17 protein-coding genes and 1 other RNA gene are annotated in these 16,183 nt (G+C 65.7%); 6 read left to right on the forward strand and 12 right to left on the reverse strand.

The window, feature by feature from the left end:
• Positions 1–34: 34 nt before the first annotated feature.
• The 9 genes from rnpB to mscL all read right to left on the reverse strand — a co-directional run bounded on the left by rnpB (position 35) and on the right by mscL (position 7,598).
• Positions 35–433: RNase P RNA component class A (rnpB, locus tag WG908_RS01330), an RNA gene on the reverse strand.
• A gap of 42 nt (positions 434–475) precedes the next feature.
• Positions 476–1,159: an N-acetylmuramoyl-L-alanine amidase gene (locus tag WG908_RS01335; protein ID WP_340184745.1), complete on the reverse strand. Its 684-nt coding sequence runs from the start codon at positions 1,157–1,159 to the stop codon at positions 476–478.
• A 161-nt stretch (positions 1,160–1,320) separates the two neighbouring features.
• Positions 1,321–2,196: a CheR family methyltransferase gene (locus tag WG908_RS01340; protein ID WP_340184746.1), complete on the reverse strand. Its 876-nt coding sequence runs from the start codon at positions 2,194–2,196 to the stop codon at positions 1,321–1,323.
• Positions 2,196–3,281: a chemotaxis protein CheB gene (locus tag WG908_RS01345; RefSeq protein WP_340184747.1), complete on the reverse strand. Its 1,086-nt coding sequence runs from the start codon at positions 3,279–3,281 to the stop codon at positions 2,196–2,198. The genes WG908_RS01340 and WG908_RS01345 overlap by 1 nt, the downstream gene beginning before the upstream one ends.
• Before the next feature lie 50 nt (positions 3,282–3,331).
• Positions 3,332–3,697, reverse strand: coding sequence for a response regulator (locus WG908_RS01350; protein WP_340184748.1), 366 nt, complete (start codon positions 3,695–3,697; stop codon positions 3,332–3,334).
• A gap of 87 nt (positions 3,698–3,784) precedes the next feature.
• The gene (locus tag WG908_RS01355) at positions 3,785–4,222 is read right to left on the reverse strand and encodes a chemotaxis protein CheW (protein WP_340184749.1); all 438 of its coding nucleotides are present in this window, start codon (positions 4,220–4,222) and stop codon (positions 3,785–3,787) included.
• Positions 4,223–4,233: 11 nt separating this feature from the next.
• Positions 4,234–6,612 (reverse strand): chemotaxis protein CheA, encoded by a 2,379-nt coding sequence (locus tag WG908_RS01360; protein ID WP_340184750.1) that lies wholly within the window; start codon positions 6,610–6,612, stop codon positions 4,234–4,236.
• A gap of 144 nt (positions 6,613–6,756) precedes the next feature.
• Positions 6,757–7,026 (reverse strand): hypothetical protein, encoded by a 270-nt coding sequence (locus WG908_RS01365; protein WP_340184751.1) that lies wholly within the window; start codon positions 7,024–7,026, stop codon positions 6,757–6,759.
• Positions 7,027–7,169: 143 nt separating this feature from the next.
• A complete protein-coding gene (mscL, locus tag WG908_RS01370; RefSeq protein WP_340184752.1) occupies positions 7,170–7,598 on the reverse strand; it encodes a large conductance mechanosensitive channel protein MscL in 429 nt (142 codons plus the stop codon).
• 101 nt (positions 7,599–7,699) lie between these two features.
• Here mscL and WG908_RS01375 point away from each other — a divergent pair, with 101 nt between their 5' ends.
• The 4 genes from WG908_RS01375 to WG908_RS01390 are packed head-to-tail and all read left to right on the forward strand — an operon-like array spanning position 7,700 to position 10,320.
• The gene (locus tag WG908_RS01375; RefSeq protein ID WP_340184753.1) at positions 7,700–8,302 is read left to right on the forward strand and encodes a LemA family protein; all 603 of its coding nucleotides are present in this window, start codon (positions 7,700–7,702) and stop codon (positions 8,300–8,302) included.
• A 4-nt stretch (positions 8,303–8,306) separates the two neighbouring features.
• Positions 8,307–9,095 carry a TPM domain-containing protein gene (locus WG908_RS01380; protein ID WP_340184754.1) on the forward strand — a complete coding sequence of 263 codons (789 nt, stop codon included), beginning with the start codon at positions 8,307–8,309 and terminating at the stop codon, positions 9,093–9,095.
• A complete protein-coding gene (locus tag WG908_RS01385) occupies positions 9,095–9,778 on the forward strand; it encodes a TPM domain-containing protein (RefSeq protein ID WP_340184755.1) in 684 nt (227 codons plus the stop codon). Before WG908_RS01380 ends, WG908_RS01385 begins: the two co-directional genes overlap by 1 nt.
• Positions 9,775–10,320 (forward strand): NUDIX hydrolase, encoded by a 546-nt coding sequence (locus WG908_RS01390; protein WP_340184756.1) that lies wholly within the window; start codon positions 9,775–9,777, stop codon positions 10,318–10,320. Before WG908_RS01385 ends, WG908_RS01390 begins: the two co-directional genes overlap by 4 nt.
• A gap of 56 nt (positions 10,321–10,376) precedes the next feature.
• Here the strand turns inward: WG908_RS01390 and WG908_RS01395 are convergent, their stop codons facing one another.
• Positions 10,377–10,847 carry a DUF6456 domain-containing protein gene (locus WG908_RS01395; RefSeq protein ID WP_340184757.1) on the reverse strand — a complete coding sequence of 157 codons (471 nt, stop codon included), beginning with the start codon at positions 10,845–10,847 and terminating at the stop codon, positions 10,377–10,379.
• Positions 10,848–10,938: 91 nt separating this feature from the next.
• Here WG908_RS01395 and WG908_RS01400 point away from each other — a divergent pair, with 91 nt between their 5' ends.
• Positions 10,939–11,502, forward strand: a complete 564-nt coding sequence (locus WG908_RS01400) for a helix-turn-helix domain-containing protein (protein WP_340184758.1) — start codon at positions 10,939–10,941, stop codon at positions 11,500–11,502.
• A gap of 44 nt (positions 11,503–11,546) precedes the next feature.
• Entirely contained in the window at positions 11,547–12,719 is a 1,173-nt protein-coding gene (locus tag WG908_RS01405; protein WP_340184759.1) for a glycosyltransferase, read from the forward strand.
• A 73-nt stretch (positions 12,720–12,792) separates the two neighbouring features.
• On the opposite strand, the gene cobA is transcribed toward WG908_RS01405, so the two are convergent.
• On the reverse strand, positions 12,793–13,584 hold the full coding sequence (gene cobA / locus WG908_RS01410; protein ID WP_340184760.1) for a uroporphyrinogen-III C-methyltransferase: 792 nt from the start codon (positions 13,582–13,584) through the stop codon (positions 12,793–12,795).
• The gene (locus tag WG908_RS01415) at positions 13,577–16,183 is read right to left on the reverse strand and encodes a molybdopterin-dependent oxidoreductase (protein ID WP_340184761.1); all 2,607 of its coding nucleotides are present in this window, start codon (positions 16,181–16,183) and stop codon (positions 13,577–13,579) included. Before WG908_RS01415 ends, cobA begins: the two co-directional genes overlap by 8 nt.

The following is a 16,183-nucleotide window of genomic DNA, read 5'->3' on the forward strand; positions in this document are numbered from 1 at the left end:
CGCGCCCGCCGATGAAAAGCGGGAGCCAGGATTATGCGCCAGAGGGCCTGTAAGCCGGGTTTTGTCCTCCCCGTCACCGGGGATGTGCGACCATTCCTCTAGGGAACGGATTGCTCCGTTCCTCAAGCAACCAACCCGGGCGGTCTCGGCCGAAACATGCCTAGCAGACTTCCGTCCGCGCGCCGCCCCTATTCGGTCTTGCTCCCGGTGGGGTTTACCGTGCCGCCCTCCGTTGCCGGGGACGCGGTGCGCTCTTACCGCACCCTTTCAATTTCGCCTGCCCTAGGGCTTAGTCCTGCAAGGACATAGGCGACCTGCTTTCTGTTGCACTGTCCCTTGGATCGCTCCAGCCGGCGGTTAGCCGGCACCGTCATTTCGTGGAGCCCGGACTTTCCTCGCCGGGTGTCCCCGCCGCGGTCGCCCGGCCCTCTGGCGCACCGGCCTATACACGGCACAAGAGCGCCCGTCATCCCGCTTAATCGTCGCCCCTGGGCTTGGGCAACAGCAGCGCGAGCAGGATGGCGCGGCATTCGCCATCGATGATGCCGTCGATCATTTCGGGCCGGAAACGGCGCTGGAAGGCGACAACCGCCGCGCGCGGATCGGCGATGTCATAGCCAAAGCGTTCGAGCGCCAGCATGAAGCCGCCATCGGTCCAGTGCGGGTCCATCAGATTTCTGGTCGGGCGCGGCAGGGCAAGGCGCAGGCGCGCAAGCTGTCCCCAGGGAAACAGTTCGCCCGGATCCTGCTTGCGCGCAGGCGCGATGTCGCTGTGGCCGACGATATTGCCCCGCGTGATCCGGTGGCGCTGAACGATGTCGTGGATCAGCGGGATCAGCGATCCCATCTGGACCTCGGGAAAGGGGCGATACCCCCATTCATGCCCCGGATTGACGATTTCGATGCCGATGCTGGCCGAATTGACGTCGTCGATACCGCGCCAGTGCGAGCGGCCCGCATGCCAGGCCCGCTTCGCTTCGTCGACCATGCGGATCACCTGCCCGTCCTCGGTCACGAGATAATGGGCCGACACCTTAGATTCGGGGCTTGCCAGCCAGTTGATCGCGCTCGCGGCGTCCGGCATTCCGGTATAATGGAGCACCAGCATGCTGATCGGCAGGCTGCGTTCGTCGAAATTGGGCGAGGGCGTGTCTATCATGACGCTGCCCCCCTGAGTTGCCCGGCCCGCGTATCACCGGTCATGAATGAACCTTCGATCACCTGGACCTATCTGCCTCCAAAGGCCGCCTGCCGCCGCCGATATCCGACCATGACGGAGAGATGGATGCCAATCAAGCCGTTGGGGTGATGCGGCGCGAATCAGCCGACGTTGCGCAACGCCCCTGCCGCCCCCGCCACCGACGCGAAGCGGCGGGCATAGGCGCCGCGAAAGGTGGGATGCGCCTGGAAATCATCGCTCTGGCCGATCACGGTTTCCCCTGCGCCCAGGAACAGCACCGCTTGCGGATGGGCGTGGTGCGCGAGCAGGTCGAACACGCTCTTGCGGCGGTCGGCATTGAAATAGAGCAGAACGTTGCGGCACAGGATCAGGTCGTAAAGCCCGGTGGGCGCCTTGGGCGTGAACAGATTGTCGGCGCGAAAATCGATCATCTGGCGCAATTCGTCATTCGCCTTCCAGTCGTCGCCCACCGGCTCGAACCATTTCAGAAGGTCGCCGATCGCCAGACCGCGCTGGACATCGATCTGCGAAAAGGCGCCGCTGCGTGCCTGATCGATCGCGGCGGTCGAAATGTCGGTGGCCAGGATCTCGATGCGCCAGTCCCTCCATAGCGCCATGGTCTTGCGCAGCTGGATGGCAATGGAATAGGCCTCTTGCCCGGTCGAGCAGCCCGCGCTCCAGACCCGCAGCACGCGATCGCGCTTGGTATCGCGCAATTGCGGCAGAACATCGCGATAGAGCATGTCGAAAACCTGCAAATCGCGAAAGAAGCTGCTCTCGTTATTGAGCAGCGCGTTGACGACATCCTCCTCCAGTCGCGGATCGCGTGCCGATACCAGCTTCGCCGCGAGCGCGTCGATATCGGCCAGTCCGTGCGTCCGCATCACTGGCCGCAGCGCGGTTTCGGTGCGCCACGCGCGATTTTCCGACAATACCTGGCCCGTGCGCGCCTCCAGCAGACCGGTCAATATGCGGGTCGCCCCTTGCGACGGCGGCGCAGGTGCAGCGGACACCATCAGCTGATCGCCCGCGCGCGCTGGGCCACGAAGGGCATGATCATTTCAGGTGCGAGCAGCGCGCTGGTCAGGCCCGCCTCGGCCGCCGAACCCGGCATGCCCCATACGACACTGCTGCCCTGGTCCTGCGCGACGATCCAGCCGCCCGCGGCAACGATCGCGCGCGCGCCCAGCAAACCGTCGCGGCCCATGCCGGTAAGGATGATCCCCGCGGCACCCGGTCCATAGGCTTCGGCCATCGCAGCGAACATGGGATCGACTCCTGGCAGATTGCCGGACGCCGTGCGTTCGGGATTGAGGATGATGTTGACCCGACCGTCCCGGCCGCGCCGACATTCAAGATTGGCGTCGCCGGGCGCGACATAGACCGTGTCCGGCGCCAACAACGCCCCATGACGGGCGACTTTCACCGGCAGGGTCGTCATCCGGGCCAGTTGCTCCGCAAAATAGCGGGTGAAGCTGACCGGCAGATGCTGGGTGACCAGAATGGGCACGCCGAGCGGCGCTGCCAGGCCTGCGAACAATTGTCCGAGCGCGTGGATGCCACCGGTCGATGCGCCGATGCCAAGGCAGCCGAGCGGCGCCGCGTTGCGCTGCGGCGCCATGCGCAGCGGCGGCGGGGCGGCGGATATCGCGCCGGCCGCCTGTTCGCCGAACAGCCGTCCGAGCCTGTCCAGCAGCATCTGGGGAAACTGGTTGCCAAAGGCGCCACTGTCGGGCTTGGCGAGAATGTCGCTGGCGCCGAGCGCCAGCGCCTCGACCGCAGCCGCGCTGCCTTCTTCGCAACTCCCCGACAGGATGACGACCTTGGCGCCCCCGCTGGCACGCAGAATTGCGGGTAGCGCGGCAAGGCCGCTTTGCCCCGGCAGTTCGATGTCGAGCAGGATGAGGTCGGCATGATCCCTTTCAAGGAACCGCAGCGCATTTTCGGCCATTTTGCTCTTTTGCGCGACCACAAAGCCGGGATGGCCCTGCAATATCCGCTCGATCACGGTTCGCACCACGACAGAATCGTCGACGATCAATGTTCGGATCGCCGACCCGTCACGATTGCTGCTTGCGGTGATGGGCACCATTGCCGACATGGATAACTTTCTGGACGTCGAGAGTGGACAGGCTGTTGGCAGGACCTCGGTCAGATCACTCCAACTATCGCCAGCTTGCTTTCCAGCGTTTCGCGATCGAACGGCTTCATCACATATTCGTCCGCCCCGGCTTCCACAGCGGCCTTGATGTGGCTGATGCCGTTTTCGGTGGTACAGAAAATGATCTTGGGCCGCGCACTCAACTTGGCGAGCGAAAGCGCCTGGAGAAATTCCATGCCGCTCATCACCGGCATATTCCAGTCCAGCAGCACCACGTCGGGGGCAGCCGCCTCACATTGGGTGAGCGCATCCTGCCCATCCACCGCCTCGGTGACGCTCAGGTCGAGCGATTCCAATATATGTCGGGCCACTTTGCGAATGACCTTCGAGTCATCGACCACCAGGCAGTTTTTCATGAAGCGTCCCTTTATATATGCTTCGGCAATGGTCGAACCGTAACGGACATTGTTGAGCGATTGGTAAACGCGGCAGGCACGATATTCTCACGCCGCCACCAGCACCGATCCTGTGTCCACGAAGTTGGCGAGCGACACGAGCAGGCATGGCCCATGTTCGTCTTCCACCAGGCCGCGGGCAAAGGGCACCCAGGCGGGGTCCAGTTGCCCCCGCAGCGGCAGTTCGCCCTCCATCACCGCGCAGATGTCGGTCACGCCATCGACCATCAGGCCATAGCTGTGGCCGGCGATGTTGGCGATGATGGCCAGGCCGCGCTGGTCCGACGGTGTCGGCATGCCTCGGATCAACGCCGCCGGATCGATGATCGTCAGCACGCGGCTGCGCAGCGCCGACAAACCTGCAACGTGCGGGGCCATCCCTGGCACCGGCGAAATATCGGTCAGCTTGACCACCGCCTCCACTTCGCCCGTTTCCACCGCGATGCGCGTGCCGGCCAGGGTGGCGAACAGATAGAGCTGGCTCATTGAACCCTCCTTCACGATCGCGCCGATGAAATCGCCGCCATCAACGCGTCACGATCATAACGATAGATGCTGCTGTCTTCGGGGCCAGCCGAACGCGGCGTCGCGCGCAGGCGCAGGATCGGCCGATCGGCAAGATCAGCCGCCACGGTGGTGCCGGGCATCGAACACAGGATGACGTCGCCGTCTCCCGCGACGATGTCGTGGGCCAGGCCCAGGACCACTTCATGCCCCGCCTGACGCAACAATGGCGCCAATATTTCGCGGGTCCAGCCATCGTCGCCATCGGCCAGCAGGCAGCGGCCGGACGTGCGCTCGACGATCTGCTCGTCGGGCAGGCCGGCGAACAGCGCAAAGGCGTCGATCACTTCCAGATGCTCGCCGTCGATCAGCGCGACCCCGCCCACCATGCCGTGCGCCGCGACCATGTCGGGCACCAGCGGCATGTCCACGATGTCGAAGACGGCGGCAACCGGGTAGCAGGCATCGCGGACGCCATCACGCAGGCGCAGCGCTGTGACCGTATCCGTATCGAACCGATGCAGGCCATTGGCGACCGGCAATATCCGCCCTTCGAGCCGGACGAAGGCGCGCCCGCCCGAACAGCCGAAGCTGTCGGCCGGCAGATCTTCGACACGTTCGATCAGCGAAAGCGGAAGCAGGCGGCGTTCGCCCGAAATTTCCTCGAACCGCAGCGCCGCGACCATTTCGACATGCGCCTGCGCGTCGGCGCGCGCATCCTGCGCGCGGGCCGCCTGATCGTCGATGATGTTGGGCAGCTGCGCGGCCAGCGCCAGGCCGCCGGCGTCCAGCAACAGCATCGGCCTGCCATTGTCGGGCAGGGTCATGCCGGCATAGACGCCCGATGCCATGATCAGCGGCGACGCCGGGCGGATCACCAGTTCCTCGTGATTTTCCACCATGGACACGCCCATGGCAAAGGGAACGCCCGATGACGACCGCACGACCATGATGGCGCGCGGGATGGCCTGGACCGGCTTTTCAAGGCCCAGCACATCTTCAAGATCGATCATGGAATGGCGCACGCCCCGGATCGTGGCGATCCTTGCGCCGCCGGCCTCGTGGATGGCGAGCGTTTCATTGTTGTCATGCAGGATTTCGACGACGGCGGCACGGGGAATGGCGAAATGCAGCCCCCCCGCCTGGATCGTCAGCCCCGGAATGATGGTGAGCGTCAACGGCACACGCAGGGTAATGCACAATCCCTTGCCGGGATGATTGTCCAGCGCGATCAACCCGCCGATCCGCTCGACATTGGCGCGCACCACATCCATGCCGACACCCCGGCCCGATACGGCTGTCACCTGCTCGGCGGTCGATAGTCCGGCCTGGAATATCAGGTCCAGCTTTTCGGCCTCGCTCATGCGGTCGGCGGCTTCGGGCGTCAGCCGGCCCGCGCTGATCGCCTTGTCGACCAGGCGGCGCGTATCGATACCGGCGCCGTCGTCGCGGATTTCGATGACGATCTGGTTGCCCGACTGGCGCGCGGTCAGGCTCAACTGCCCGACTTCCGGCTTCCCCAGCGCCCGGCGGCGATCGGGCGTTTCGATGCCATGGTCGACGCTGTTGCGCACGATATGGGTAAGCGGGTCGACGACCATCTCCACCATCTCGCGGTCCATCTCGACATCGCCGCCTTCCAGGCTGAGGTCGATGCGCTTGCCAAGATCGCGGCACAGGTCGCGGACCATGCGCGGCACGGCGGTAAAGAGGCGGTCGACGCGCTGCATCCGCGTCTTGGAAATCACGTCGCGCATATCCGCGACGCACGTCGACAGCCGGTCGAACGCGCTGTCGAGTTCGGGGTCGGCCGACCGTTCGCGCAGCTTGCGGGACAATTCGTTGCGGGCCAGCACCATGTCGGACACGCCGTTCATCAACTGGTCGATCAGCGACAAAGGCAGGCGGATGGTGCGCGGAGCGACCTGCGATGCGGTCGGCCGTGATGCGGGCTGGGCCGGAACCGGCGTCAGGCGGTGGTCCGCATCGTCACCGGCATTCACTTCACGCTCGGCCAGTTGACCGATCAGGAAATCGTCATTGCCATTGGGCAGCGCCGTGCCCATCGCCACCGCTTCGGTCAGTTCGCCGATCCGGTCCATGATTGCCAGCACGGCACTGACCGTCGCTGGATCGGCGGCGCGTTTGCCCGCGCGGATGTCGGACAGGACGTCCTCCGCCGCATGGCTCAACCGCTCGAAGCGCGGCAGGTTAAGGAATCCGCAACTGCCCTTGACCGTGTGGAAAAACCGGAAGATCGCATCGAGCCGGTCGCGATCGGCTGGATTGATCTCCCACGCCACGACCTCGCCCGCCAGCGCTTCCAGCGTTTCCTGCGTCTCGGAAATGAATTCCTGAAGTAGTTCGTCCATGCCCCACGATCCATTCGATGCGCAGCCTGCATCTTGGAATGAGCATGGTTAAATCATGGTTAAAGGCGGCGCATCGCCAGTTATAAAAAGGGCTCCGCGACTGTGCCGCGAAGCCCTCCATCGGTCGGGTAGTTACCGAAAGGATCAGTTCTTGTCTTCGACCGCATCGGCAGCAGCTTCGCCGGCCTCGCGCGTGGCCTCGGCCTTGTTCTCGATCTTGTCCGCGGCGTTTTCCGCTGCATTCTCGGCGCTGCCGGTCAGGTTATCAGCCATGGCTTCCATGTTGTCGGCCTGGTTATCGAGTGCGTCCGCCTGATTCTCGTATGCGTTCTCGACCTTGTTCTCCTGCGCCGAATCGCAAGCAGCGAGCGCGACGAGGCTGGCGAGGCCAAGGACTTTGACGATGGTTTTCACGGCGTTTCTCCTGTTGTGCCCCCGGGGGCTGACGACATCGGCACAGGGCGGCACGACCATGCGATCGTCCACCAGCCCTGACGCGCAACAACCTGTCGTACGCCCGATGGTTCCCGTCGCATGCTCGGCTCGTCGCAACATTGCTATTTTTTCACCGAATCCCTGATCTCCCGCAACAGCAGAACCTCCTCGCTCGGACCGGCGATTTCGGCCTCCGGCTTGGGCATCAGCCTGTTCACCGCCTTGACCAGCAGAAAGATGATGAAGGCCAGGATCACGAAGTTGACGAACACCGTCAGGAACTCGCCCCATCCCAGCATGGCCACGCCGGCCGCCTTCAGGTCGGCATAGCTTTGGGGATTGCCCTTGAAGCCGGCGGGGATTGGGCCGAGCTGAACGAAATATTCCGAAAAATTCACGCCGCCGAACAGAAAGCCCACGACCGGCATGATAAGATCGTCGGTAATCGACTTGGTAATGGTCGCGAACGCGCCGCCGATGATGACGCCGACGGCCAGGTCGATCACGTTGCCGCGGTTGATGAAAGTCTTGAATTCAGAAATCAGGCCCATTGTCCTACCTTTTCACCGTTGCACCATGTTGTTTTCATGAGCCGTTGCGCGGCTCATCACAACCGCCTATTTCCATGGCGCAACACAGCAAAGGATATCCCATGCCGTTCGTGCGTCGCATCACGCCCACTATTCTTGTCCTGTTCGGAGCGCTCAGCCTGTCCGCCTGCGGCATCAACAGCGTGCCCACGGCGGAGGAGGAAGCCAAGGCCAAATGGGCCGACGTTCAGGCGCAATATCAGCGCCGGTCGAACCTGATCGGCAATCTGGTCGCGACCGTGAAGGGCGCGGCGAAGCAGGAACAGGACACGCTGGTGCGCGTCACCGAGGCGCGGGCGAAGGCGACATCGGTTCAGGTCAGCGCGGATGATCTGTCCGATCCCGCAAAGGTCGCGCAGTTCAGCCAGGCGCAGGCGGCCCTCAGCCAGGGCCTTGGACGCCTGCTGGCCTCGGTCGAGGCCTATCCCGAACTCAAGTCGAACCAGAATTTCCTCGAACTGCAATCGCAGCTTGAGGGGACGGAAAACCGCATCGCAGTCGCGACCCGCGACTATAATGAAGCGGTGCGTGCCTATAACACCCGCATCCGCACCTTCCCCGACGCGATCGGCGCCAAGATCATTCATGGCGCCAAGCCGATGACGCCTTATCAGGCCACCACTCCGGGCGCGGAAGAGGCTCCCAAGGTCGATTTCGGCGGCTAGGGACGTGATCGCCCGACTGCCGCTTTTCCTCACGCTGCTGGCCTTTGCGCCCGCAGCGCAGGGCCAGTCCTTTCCTGCCCTGTCGGGCCGGGTGGTCGACGCCGCGAACATCCTCGACCCGGCGCAGGAAGCGACGCTGACGCAGAAGCTCGCCACGCTGGAACAGCAAAGCGGGCGGCAGCTGGTGGTCGCGACCATCGCCGATCTACAGGGCCATGACATTGCCGATTATGGCTACCGGCTTGGCCGCGACTGGCAATTGGGGTCCAAGGACAAGGATGACGGCGCGCTGCTGATCGTCGCGCCCAACGACCGCAAGGTGCGGATAGAGGTCGGCTACGGGCTGGAAGGCATACTGACCGACGCCTTGTCGTCCCGCATCATCCGCAACGCCATCGCACCCCGGTTCAAGGCTGGCGATTATCCCGGCGGCATCGACGCGGGCGTGAGCGAAATCGGCACGCTGCTCACCCTGCCGCCAGAAGAGGCCGCCGCCCGCGCAAAGGCGGCCGAAGCACAGCAACGCGACGGCAGGCAGCAGGGCGGCGTGCCGGTAATGCTGATCTTCTGGGGCATCATGCTCGTCGCCTTCCTCGCGCTAAGGCTGTTCGGCCGGCAGAAGGGCCAGCGCTATCGCGGCGGCACCGGGCCGGTGATCCTGTGGGGGCCTGGTGATTCAGGATGGGGCGGCGGTTCGTCCTGGGGTAGCGGCGACTCCGGCTGGGGTGGTGGCGGCGGCTTTTCGGGCGGCGGCGGCAGCTTCGGCGGCGGTGGCGCGTCGGGAGACTGGTGATGGCGCATATCCGATCCTTGAGCGAAGCCGATCATGCGCTGGTCACCGCCGCGGTGTCGCAGGCCGAGCGCCAGACCGACGGCGAAATCGTCACCATCGTCGCACAGAATAGCGACGCCTATCATGATGCCGGGCTGCACTGGGCGATCGGCGCGGTCTTCCTCGCGCTCTCCATCGTCGCGGTTTTCCCCGGCCACTTTCGCAATGCCTTCGCCCATCTGATCGGCAGCTGGGACCATCATATCGAAGACTGGACGTTCCTGACGCTGCTGCTGGGGCTGCTGATCGTCAAGTTCCTGGCCGTCCGCTACGCGTTGGCGTGGCGCCCCTTGCGCATGGCGCTGACGCCCCGGTCGACCAAGCGGCGGCGCGCGCGACGCCGGGCGATCCTGCTGTTCCGCGCCATGGCGCAGGGCCGCACCCGCGGGCGAACCGCCGTGCTGATCTATGTCTCGATCGATGAACATCATGCCGAACTGGTCGCCGACAGCGCGATCAATGAAAAGGTCGCGCCCGTGATATGGGGCGAAGCGATGGCGGCGCTGATCGACGGCGTACGGGCGGGCGAAGCGGGACGCGGCATGGCCGATGCCGTGGCCAAGGTGGGCGAGGTGCTGGCGCTTCACTTCCCGCGCAGCGCCGACGACAGCAACGAACTGCCCGACCGGCTGATCGAATTATGACCGACGGCCATGGCGCCGACGCGCCCGAAGAGATCATGTGGGAAGGCCGCTTCATCACCGCCAAGCGGCGTGGACGATGGGAATATGTCGGGCGTGCGCGCGGCATCCGCGCAGCCGTGATCCTGGCGATCGACGATGGCGCGGGCGATCCTCACGTCATCCTGGTCGACCAGTATCGCGTGCCGCTGGGCAAGCGCTGCATCGAACTGCCTGCCGGCCTGGTCGGCGACGATAGCGCGGATGAGGGGGCCGAAACCGCCGCCGCGCGCGAACTGGAGGAAGAAACCGGCTATCGCGCGGGCCGCATGGACAGTGCCGGCGAATATTTCAGTTCGCCCGGCATGGTGTCGGAAAGCTTCACCCTGTTCCGCGCCCATGACCTGGTGCGCGTCAGCGATGGCGGCGGCGTCGAGGGCGAAGACATCGCCGTCCACCGCGTGCCGCTGGCCTCGCTGGCGGATCGGGTCGCGCGCTGGCGGGACGAGGGCTACGCCATCGACGTGAAGCTCCTCCTGCTGCTTGGCGGCGGGCTACTGGCCTAGCCTTCGCTTCGGTCACGCCGCATCGGCCCGCGCCGCATCCGGCATGGCGGAAAGCGCTAAACCAGCCGATACCAGGTCGCGACCCGGTCGAGCGCCAGCGTCAGCACCAGCTTGCCCGCGCGCGATGGCCAGCCGAGCGACCTTTCCGCCGCGATCAGCCCCTCGCCCGCGCACGCCACCCGCCACAATATATCGGCCAGTCCCGGCCCCGCCGCGCCGATCGCGCCGTCGAAGCGTTCGCGCGCCGAAAGCTGCGCCGCGCTGGGATCGGGAGCTCGCGACGCGCCGCCGCGCCGACTGCCGCCCGTCGGCGATGCGTCCCATCGCATCGTCACCCGCGCGCCCAGGCCCGCTTTCTCCCAATCCTGGCGCAATTGCTCGCCGGCGCGATAATGGCGCTCGCTCAAGCGCCCGCGCGCATGCAGCCACGCCAGCGGCGATTCGCCCAGATTGACCATCACCTCCCGCACCGTCCCCTGCGGATCCTCGATATGCTGACGGATGAAGGTCTCGCTCCGTGACGTCATGGTCGCTCCTGTGCCCGATATTGGTCAAAACACTTGCCACGACGTCCAAATTGTAGGAAAGAAGAAAAACCATATAGGTTACTTATTCGCCATGATCACTCGCATTCGCGATGTCCGCCGTGCCAAAGGCCTGACTCTGGAACAGGTCGGTGCGCTATGCGACCCGCCTACCACCGCGCAAACGATCGGGCGGCTGGAAACGGGCACGCGCACCGTATCGGTAAATTGGCTGAACCGGATCGCGGCGGCGCTGGGCGTGACCAGCGCCGAACTCGTCGATCTTCCGGGGCAGGCGATGATGCCCGTCGCGGCGTTGCTCGGTCCTGATGGCGCGCGTGCCCCCACTCGCCCGCTGGCCTTCGCGCCCATGGTCGCGTCCGACGCCATGGTGGGGGTACAGGTCGTGGGCAGCGTTGGCGACTATCGCAGCGGCGACCAGCTATGGTGCCAACGCATCGAACCATCGGGATTTGCCGACGCGCTGAACCGCGATATCCTCGCGCCCCGCCCCTCCGGCCGCTTCGCCTTTGGCCGGCTGATCGGATGCGACGATAGCCGATTGCTGATCCTGCCGCCCGGACCAGGCAACCGTCAGCAGGTGATCGGCAATGCGCCATGGATCGCGTTGGCCGCCCAGCTCATCCGAAATCTGTGAACGGGCCTAACGCTCGGTTAACCCTGGCGTTATAGGGGATAGTGATGGCGCTCAAGGTCCTGATGCTTTCCACTTTGTTTCCCGACATCAGCCGGCCCAATTTCGGCGTCTTCGTCGAACGGCAGGCTCGTGAATTGGCCAGTCGCAGCGAAGCGCATGTCACGGTGATCGCACCCGTCGGCATTCCGCCATGGCCACTGTCGCGCGCCGCCCCCTATGCCGCGCTGCGCGCCCTGCCCCGGCATGAACGTTGGCAGAACCTGACCGTCCATCGCCCGCGCTTTCCGATCATTCCCAAGTTCGGCGGCCGCACCAATGTCACCACCATGACCCGCGCCATCCTGCCGCTGGTCCGCCGCCTGCATGGCGAACGCCCTTTCGACGTGATCGACGCCAGCTTCTTCTTTCCCGACGGCCCCGTGGCGCAGCGTCTGTCGAAAGCGATCGGCGTGCCCTATTCGGTCAAGGCCCGGGGCGCCGACATCCATTATTGGGGCAAGCGCAGGGGCACGCGGAAACTGGTCCTGGGGGCGGCCGAGGGCGCCGCCGGGCTGCTGGCGGTATCGGCGGCGATGCGACGGTCGATGATCGACATGGGGGTCGATGGCGACAAGATCCGCGTCCATTATACCGGCGTGGATCTCGACCGGTTCCAGATTTCGGATCGCGATGCGGCCAAGGCGGCGCTCGGCTTTGCCGGCAAGCCGGCGATTTTGAGCGTCGGCGCGCTGATCCCGCGCAAGGGGCAGGATCTGCTCATCCGCGCCCTGCCCGCCATTCCCGACGCAGTGCTGCTGCTGGCGGGGCATGGGCCGGACCGCACGGCGCTCGAACGACTGGGCGCGGAGCTTGGCGTCGACGACAGGCTGGGGATGCTGGGCGCGGTCGCGCATGCCGATCTGCCAGGACTCTATGCCGCCGCTGACGTGATGGCGCTGCCGTCAGCGTCCGAGGGTCTCGCCAATGCCTGGGTCGAAGCGCTGGCATGCGGTACACCCGTCGTCATCAGCGACGTTGGCGGCGCCCGCGAACTGGTCGACCGGCCCGAAGCGGGGCAGATCGTTGACCGAACGCCCGAAGCCATTGCCGATGCGATACGCACCATCCTCGCCGCCCCGCCGCCTAGGGAAGCCGTGCGCGAAACGGCGCTGCGCTTCACCTGGACCGCGAATGGCGACACGCTGCTCGACCACCTGCAACGGATCGCCGGGAAATAGACGCGACAGTCCATCGGCGTGGCCCGCAACAGCTACGGTGACGATGCAACCAGCCAAGTCCGCCGGTGCGCTGTCAGGCCGACGGACAGTCCTGTGCATCGATCCGCGCGGACTGCGGGCGATGGAGCCGGGCGCCGATGGCTTGCCCGATCAGGATCAGCGTCGGCTTGCCGTCGGCAAGCGCCTGCGCCGTCAGCGGGAGCAGATCGAGACGGGTGTGGACGAGCCGCTCCGTCGGCAGGCTGACATCGCTGGCGATCAGCACCGGCGTCGTGGGCGACAGGCCATGGGCGACCAGCATCGCGCTGATTTCGCTGGCGGCGGCGCGACCCATGTAGAAGGCCAATGTGCTTTGCGCGTCGGCGAGCGCCGCCCAGTCGAGATCGAGCGGCGTGCCGGCCATCGCGTGCGCGGTCACGAACTGCACCCGGCGGGCAAATCCCCGCAGCGACAGCGACAATGTGGCCGAAGCGGCGGCGGCGCTGGCGGCGGTGATGCCGGGGCAGATGCGCGCGCTCACGCCATGATCGGCCAGCGCGTCGACCTCTTCGGCCGAACGACCGAAGATCGACGGATCGCCGCCCTTGAGCCGCACGACCCGCTCGCCCGCCAGCGCGGCGGCGACGAGCAGGTCGTTGATGTCGTCCTGCGCCTTGCTGTGACGGCCCGACCGCTTGCCGACCGCGACCCGGCGGATATGCGCGGGGATCAGGTCAAGCACGCCTTGCCCCACCAGCGCGTCATAGAAGATGACCGTCGCGGCGCGCATCAGCTTTTCCGCCTTGCGCGTCAAAAGGTCGGGATCGCCCGGCCCCGCGCCTACCAGCCACACTTCGCCCGGTCCGATCAGGTCCTCGTCACGCATTGGCCAACTCCGCGATCTCGCCGATCATTTTGGCGATGGCGGGACGACATGACCCGCAATTGGTGCCCGCCGACAGCGCCCGGCCGACTTCGTCCACGCTGGTCAGCCGCCCGTCGCGGATCGTTTCCAGGATCGTCGTCATCCCCACGTCGAAACAGATGCAGACGATCGGCCCGCGATCGACCTGCGGCGCGGCGGGGCGGCCAGCCAACAGCTCCATCACCGGGGCGACGCTCGCTGCGGAAAGCTGGGCGACCAGCCATTCGCGCGCCGGCAGCATCGCCGCCGTACTGGAAACATAGAGCGCCGCCTGGATCCGCCCCTCGCCCACGACGGCGGCGCGCAACGTCCCGCGCGCGGGATCGCTGCTTTCGATGCGGTCGCCCCTGGGCAACAGCGCCTTGGCGAACTGGACGGGGTCGCCGGCACCTGCAATCTCGACCAGCCAGCCCTGCGGCACCCGCACCTTGGTGGCATAGAGCGCGTCGATGGCGTCGGGCGCCTCGCGCAGGATGGCAAAGCCCCGCCATTGCGCGTCCAGCTTTTCAACGCGCGCGGGGGTCGATTTGAAACCGGGCTGGCCCGAATGCGGATCGACCAGCGGCCTTGGCAACAGGCCGGTACGCCCCCCGGTCGACTGCCGGTCGGTCCAATGGATCGGGGTGAAGATTTCGCCGCGTCGCTGGCCGTCGTTGATGCTGACCCGAAAGGCGCTGTCGCCCTGCGGCGTCGCAACGCGGGCGATATCGCCATCTTCCAGGGCCAGCGCGGCGGCATCGGCCGGATGCATATCGACCAGCGGCTCCTGCCGGTGCGCCGACAGCTTCGCCGACAGGCCGGTCCGCGTCATCGTGTGCCACTGGTCGCGATAGCGGCCGGTGTTGAGCGTCATCGGCCATTGCGCCAGCGCGCCCTGCAGGTCGATCTGGCTGGCCGTGACCAGCCGGGCCTTGCCATCGGCGGTGGGAAAGCGGCCATCGTCGAACGGCACATTGCCCCAGCGCCACGGCGTCAGTTCGTCATAGGCGGGATTGGAGATGGACGAATGGCGCTTCAGGTCGAACAGCCGCTGGCCGTCATTCTGATATGCCGACAGCCGCGCATGTTCGCGATAGATATCGACCGGCCGGTCATAGGCGAATGCCTCGCGCCAGCCCATCGCGCGCGCCACTTCGGTGACGATCCACCAGTCGGGCTTCACCTCTGCGGGCAGCGGAAATATGGCGCGCTGGCGGCTGATCAGCCGGTCGGAATTGGTGACCGTGCCGTCCTTTTCGCCCCATCCGGCGGCGGGCAGCTTCACATGGGCAAAGCGCGCGGTGTCGGTATCGGCGATACAGTCCGACACCACCACGAACGGACATTTGCCGAGCGCGGCGCGCACCATGTTCGCATCGGGCAGCGACACGGCGGGATTGGTCGCCATCACCCACAGCGCCTTGACGCGGCCCTCGTCGATCTGGCGAAACAGGTCGACGGCCTTCAGCCCCGGCTTGGTCGCCATGTTGGGCGCGGCCCAGAAGCGGCCGACGCGCGCGACATTGTCCGGCGCGAAATCCATGTGCGCGGCAAGCGTGCTCGCAAGCCCGCCCACTTCGCGGCCACCCATCGCATTGGGCTGGCCGGTGATCGAAAAGGGCGCGGCGCCCGGCTTGCCGATGCGGCCGGTGGCGAGATGGACATTGATGATCGCGTTGACCTGGTCGGTGCCGCGGATCGACTGGTTGATGCCCTGGCTGAACATGGTGACCGTGCGCGGCGTGCCGACGAACATTTCGTAGAACTGCTTGAGCAGCGTGGGCGACACGTCGCAAATGCGCGCCACCGACCAGATATCATGTCCGGTGCGGATATGCTCCCAAAAGCCCTCGGGCGCATTGACGCTGTCGCGAAGGAAGGTCGGATCGGTTGCGCCCACCTGTTCGCAATAGGCGAGCAGCCCGTTCATCAGCGCGACGTCGCTGCCCGGCCGGATCGGCAGGTGCAGATCGGCTTCCTCGCAGGTTTCGGTGCGGCGCGGGTCGATGACCACCAGCCGCGTGCCGCGTGTCGCACGCGCCGCCATGATCCGCTGATACACGATGGGATGGCACCAGGCCGTGTTGGACCCTACCAGCACGATCAGGTCGGCCCGGTCCAAATCCTCATAGGTGGCGGGAACGACATCCTCGCCAAAGGCGCGTATGTGCCCCGCAACCGCGCTCGACATGCACAGCCGGCTGTTCGTGTCGATATTGGCCGATCCGATGAAGCCCTTCATCAGCTTGTTGGCGACATAATAGTCTTCGGTCAGCAGTTGCCCCGAAACATAGAAGGCAACGCTGTCCGGCCCGTGCCTGGCGATGGTGTCGCGAAAGCGCTTGGCGACGAGGCCGATCGCCTTGTCCCAGCTCGCGCGCTTGCCGCCGATCTCAGGATAAAGCAGCCGCCCCTCCATCCCCACCGTCTCGCCCAGATGGGTGCCCTTGGAACAGAGCCGGCCCTGGCTGGCGGGATGAGTTTTGTCTCCCTCGATCTGGACGCTGCGTTCGCCGGTCGGCGTCGCGCGGATGCCGCAGCCGACGCCGCAATAGGCGCAGGTAGTGCGGATCGCGCTCAT

This window comes from Sphingobium anseongense, from assembly GCF_037725245.1.
Lineage (GTDB): Bacteria > Pseudomonadota > Alphaproteobacteria > Sphingomonadales > Sphingomonadaceae > Sphingobium.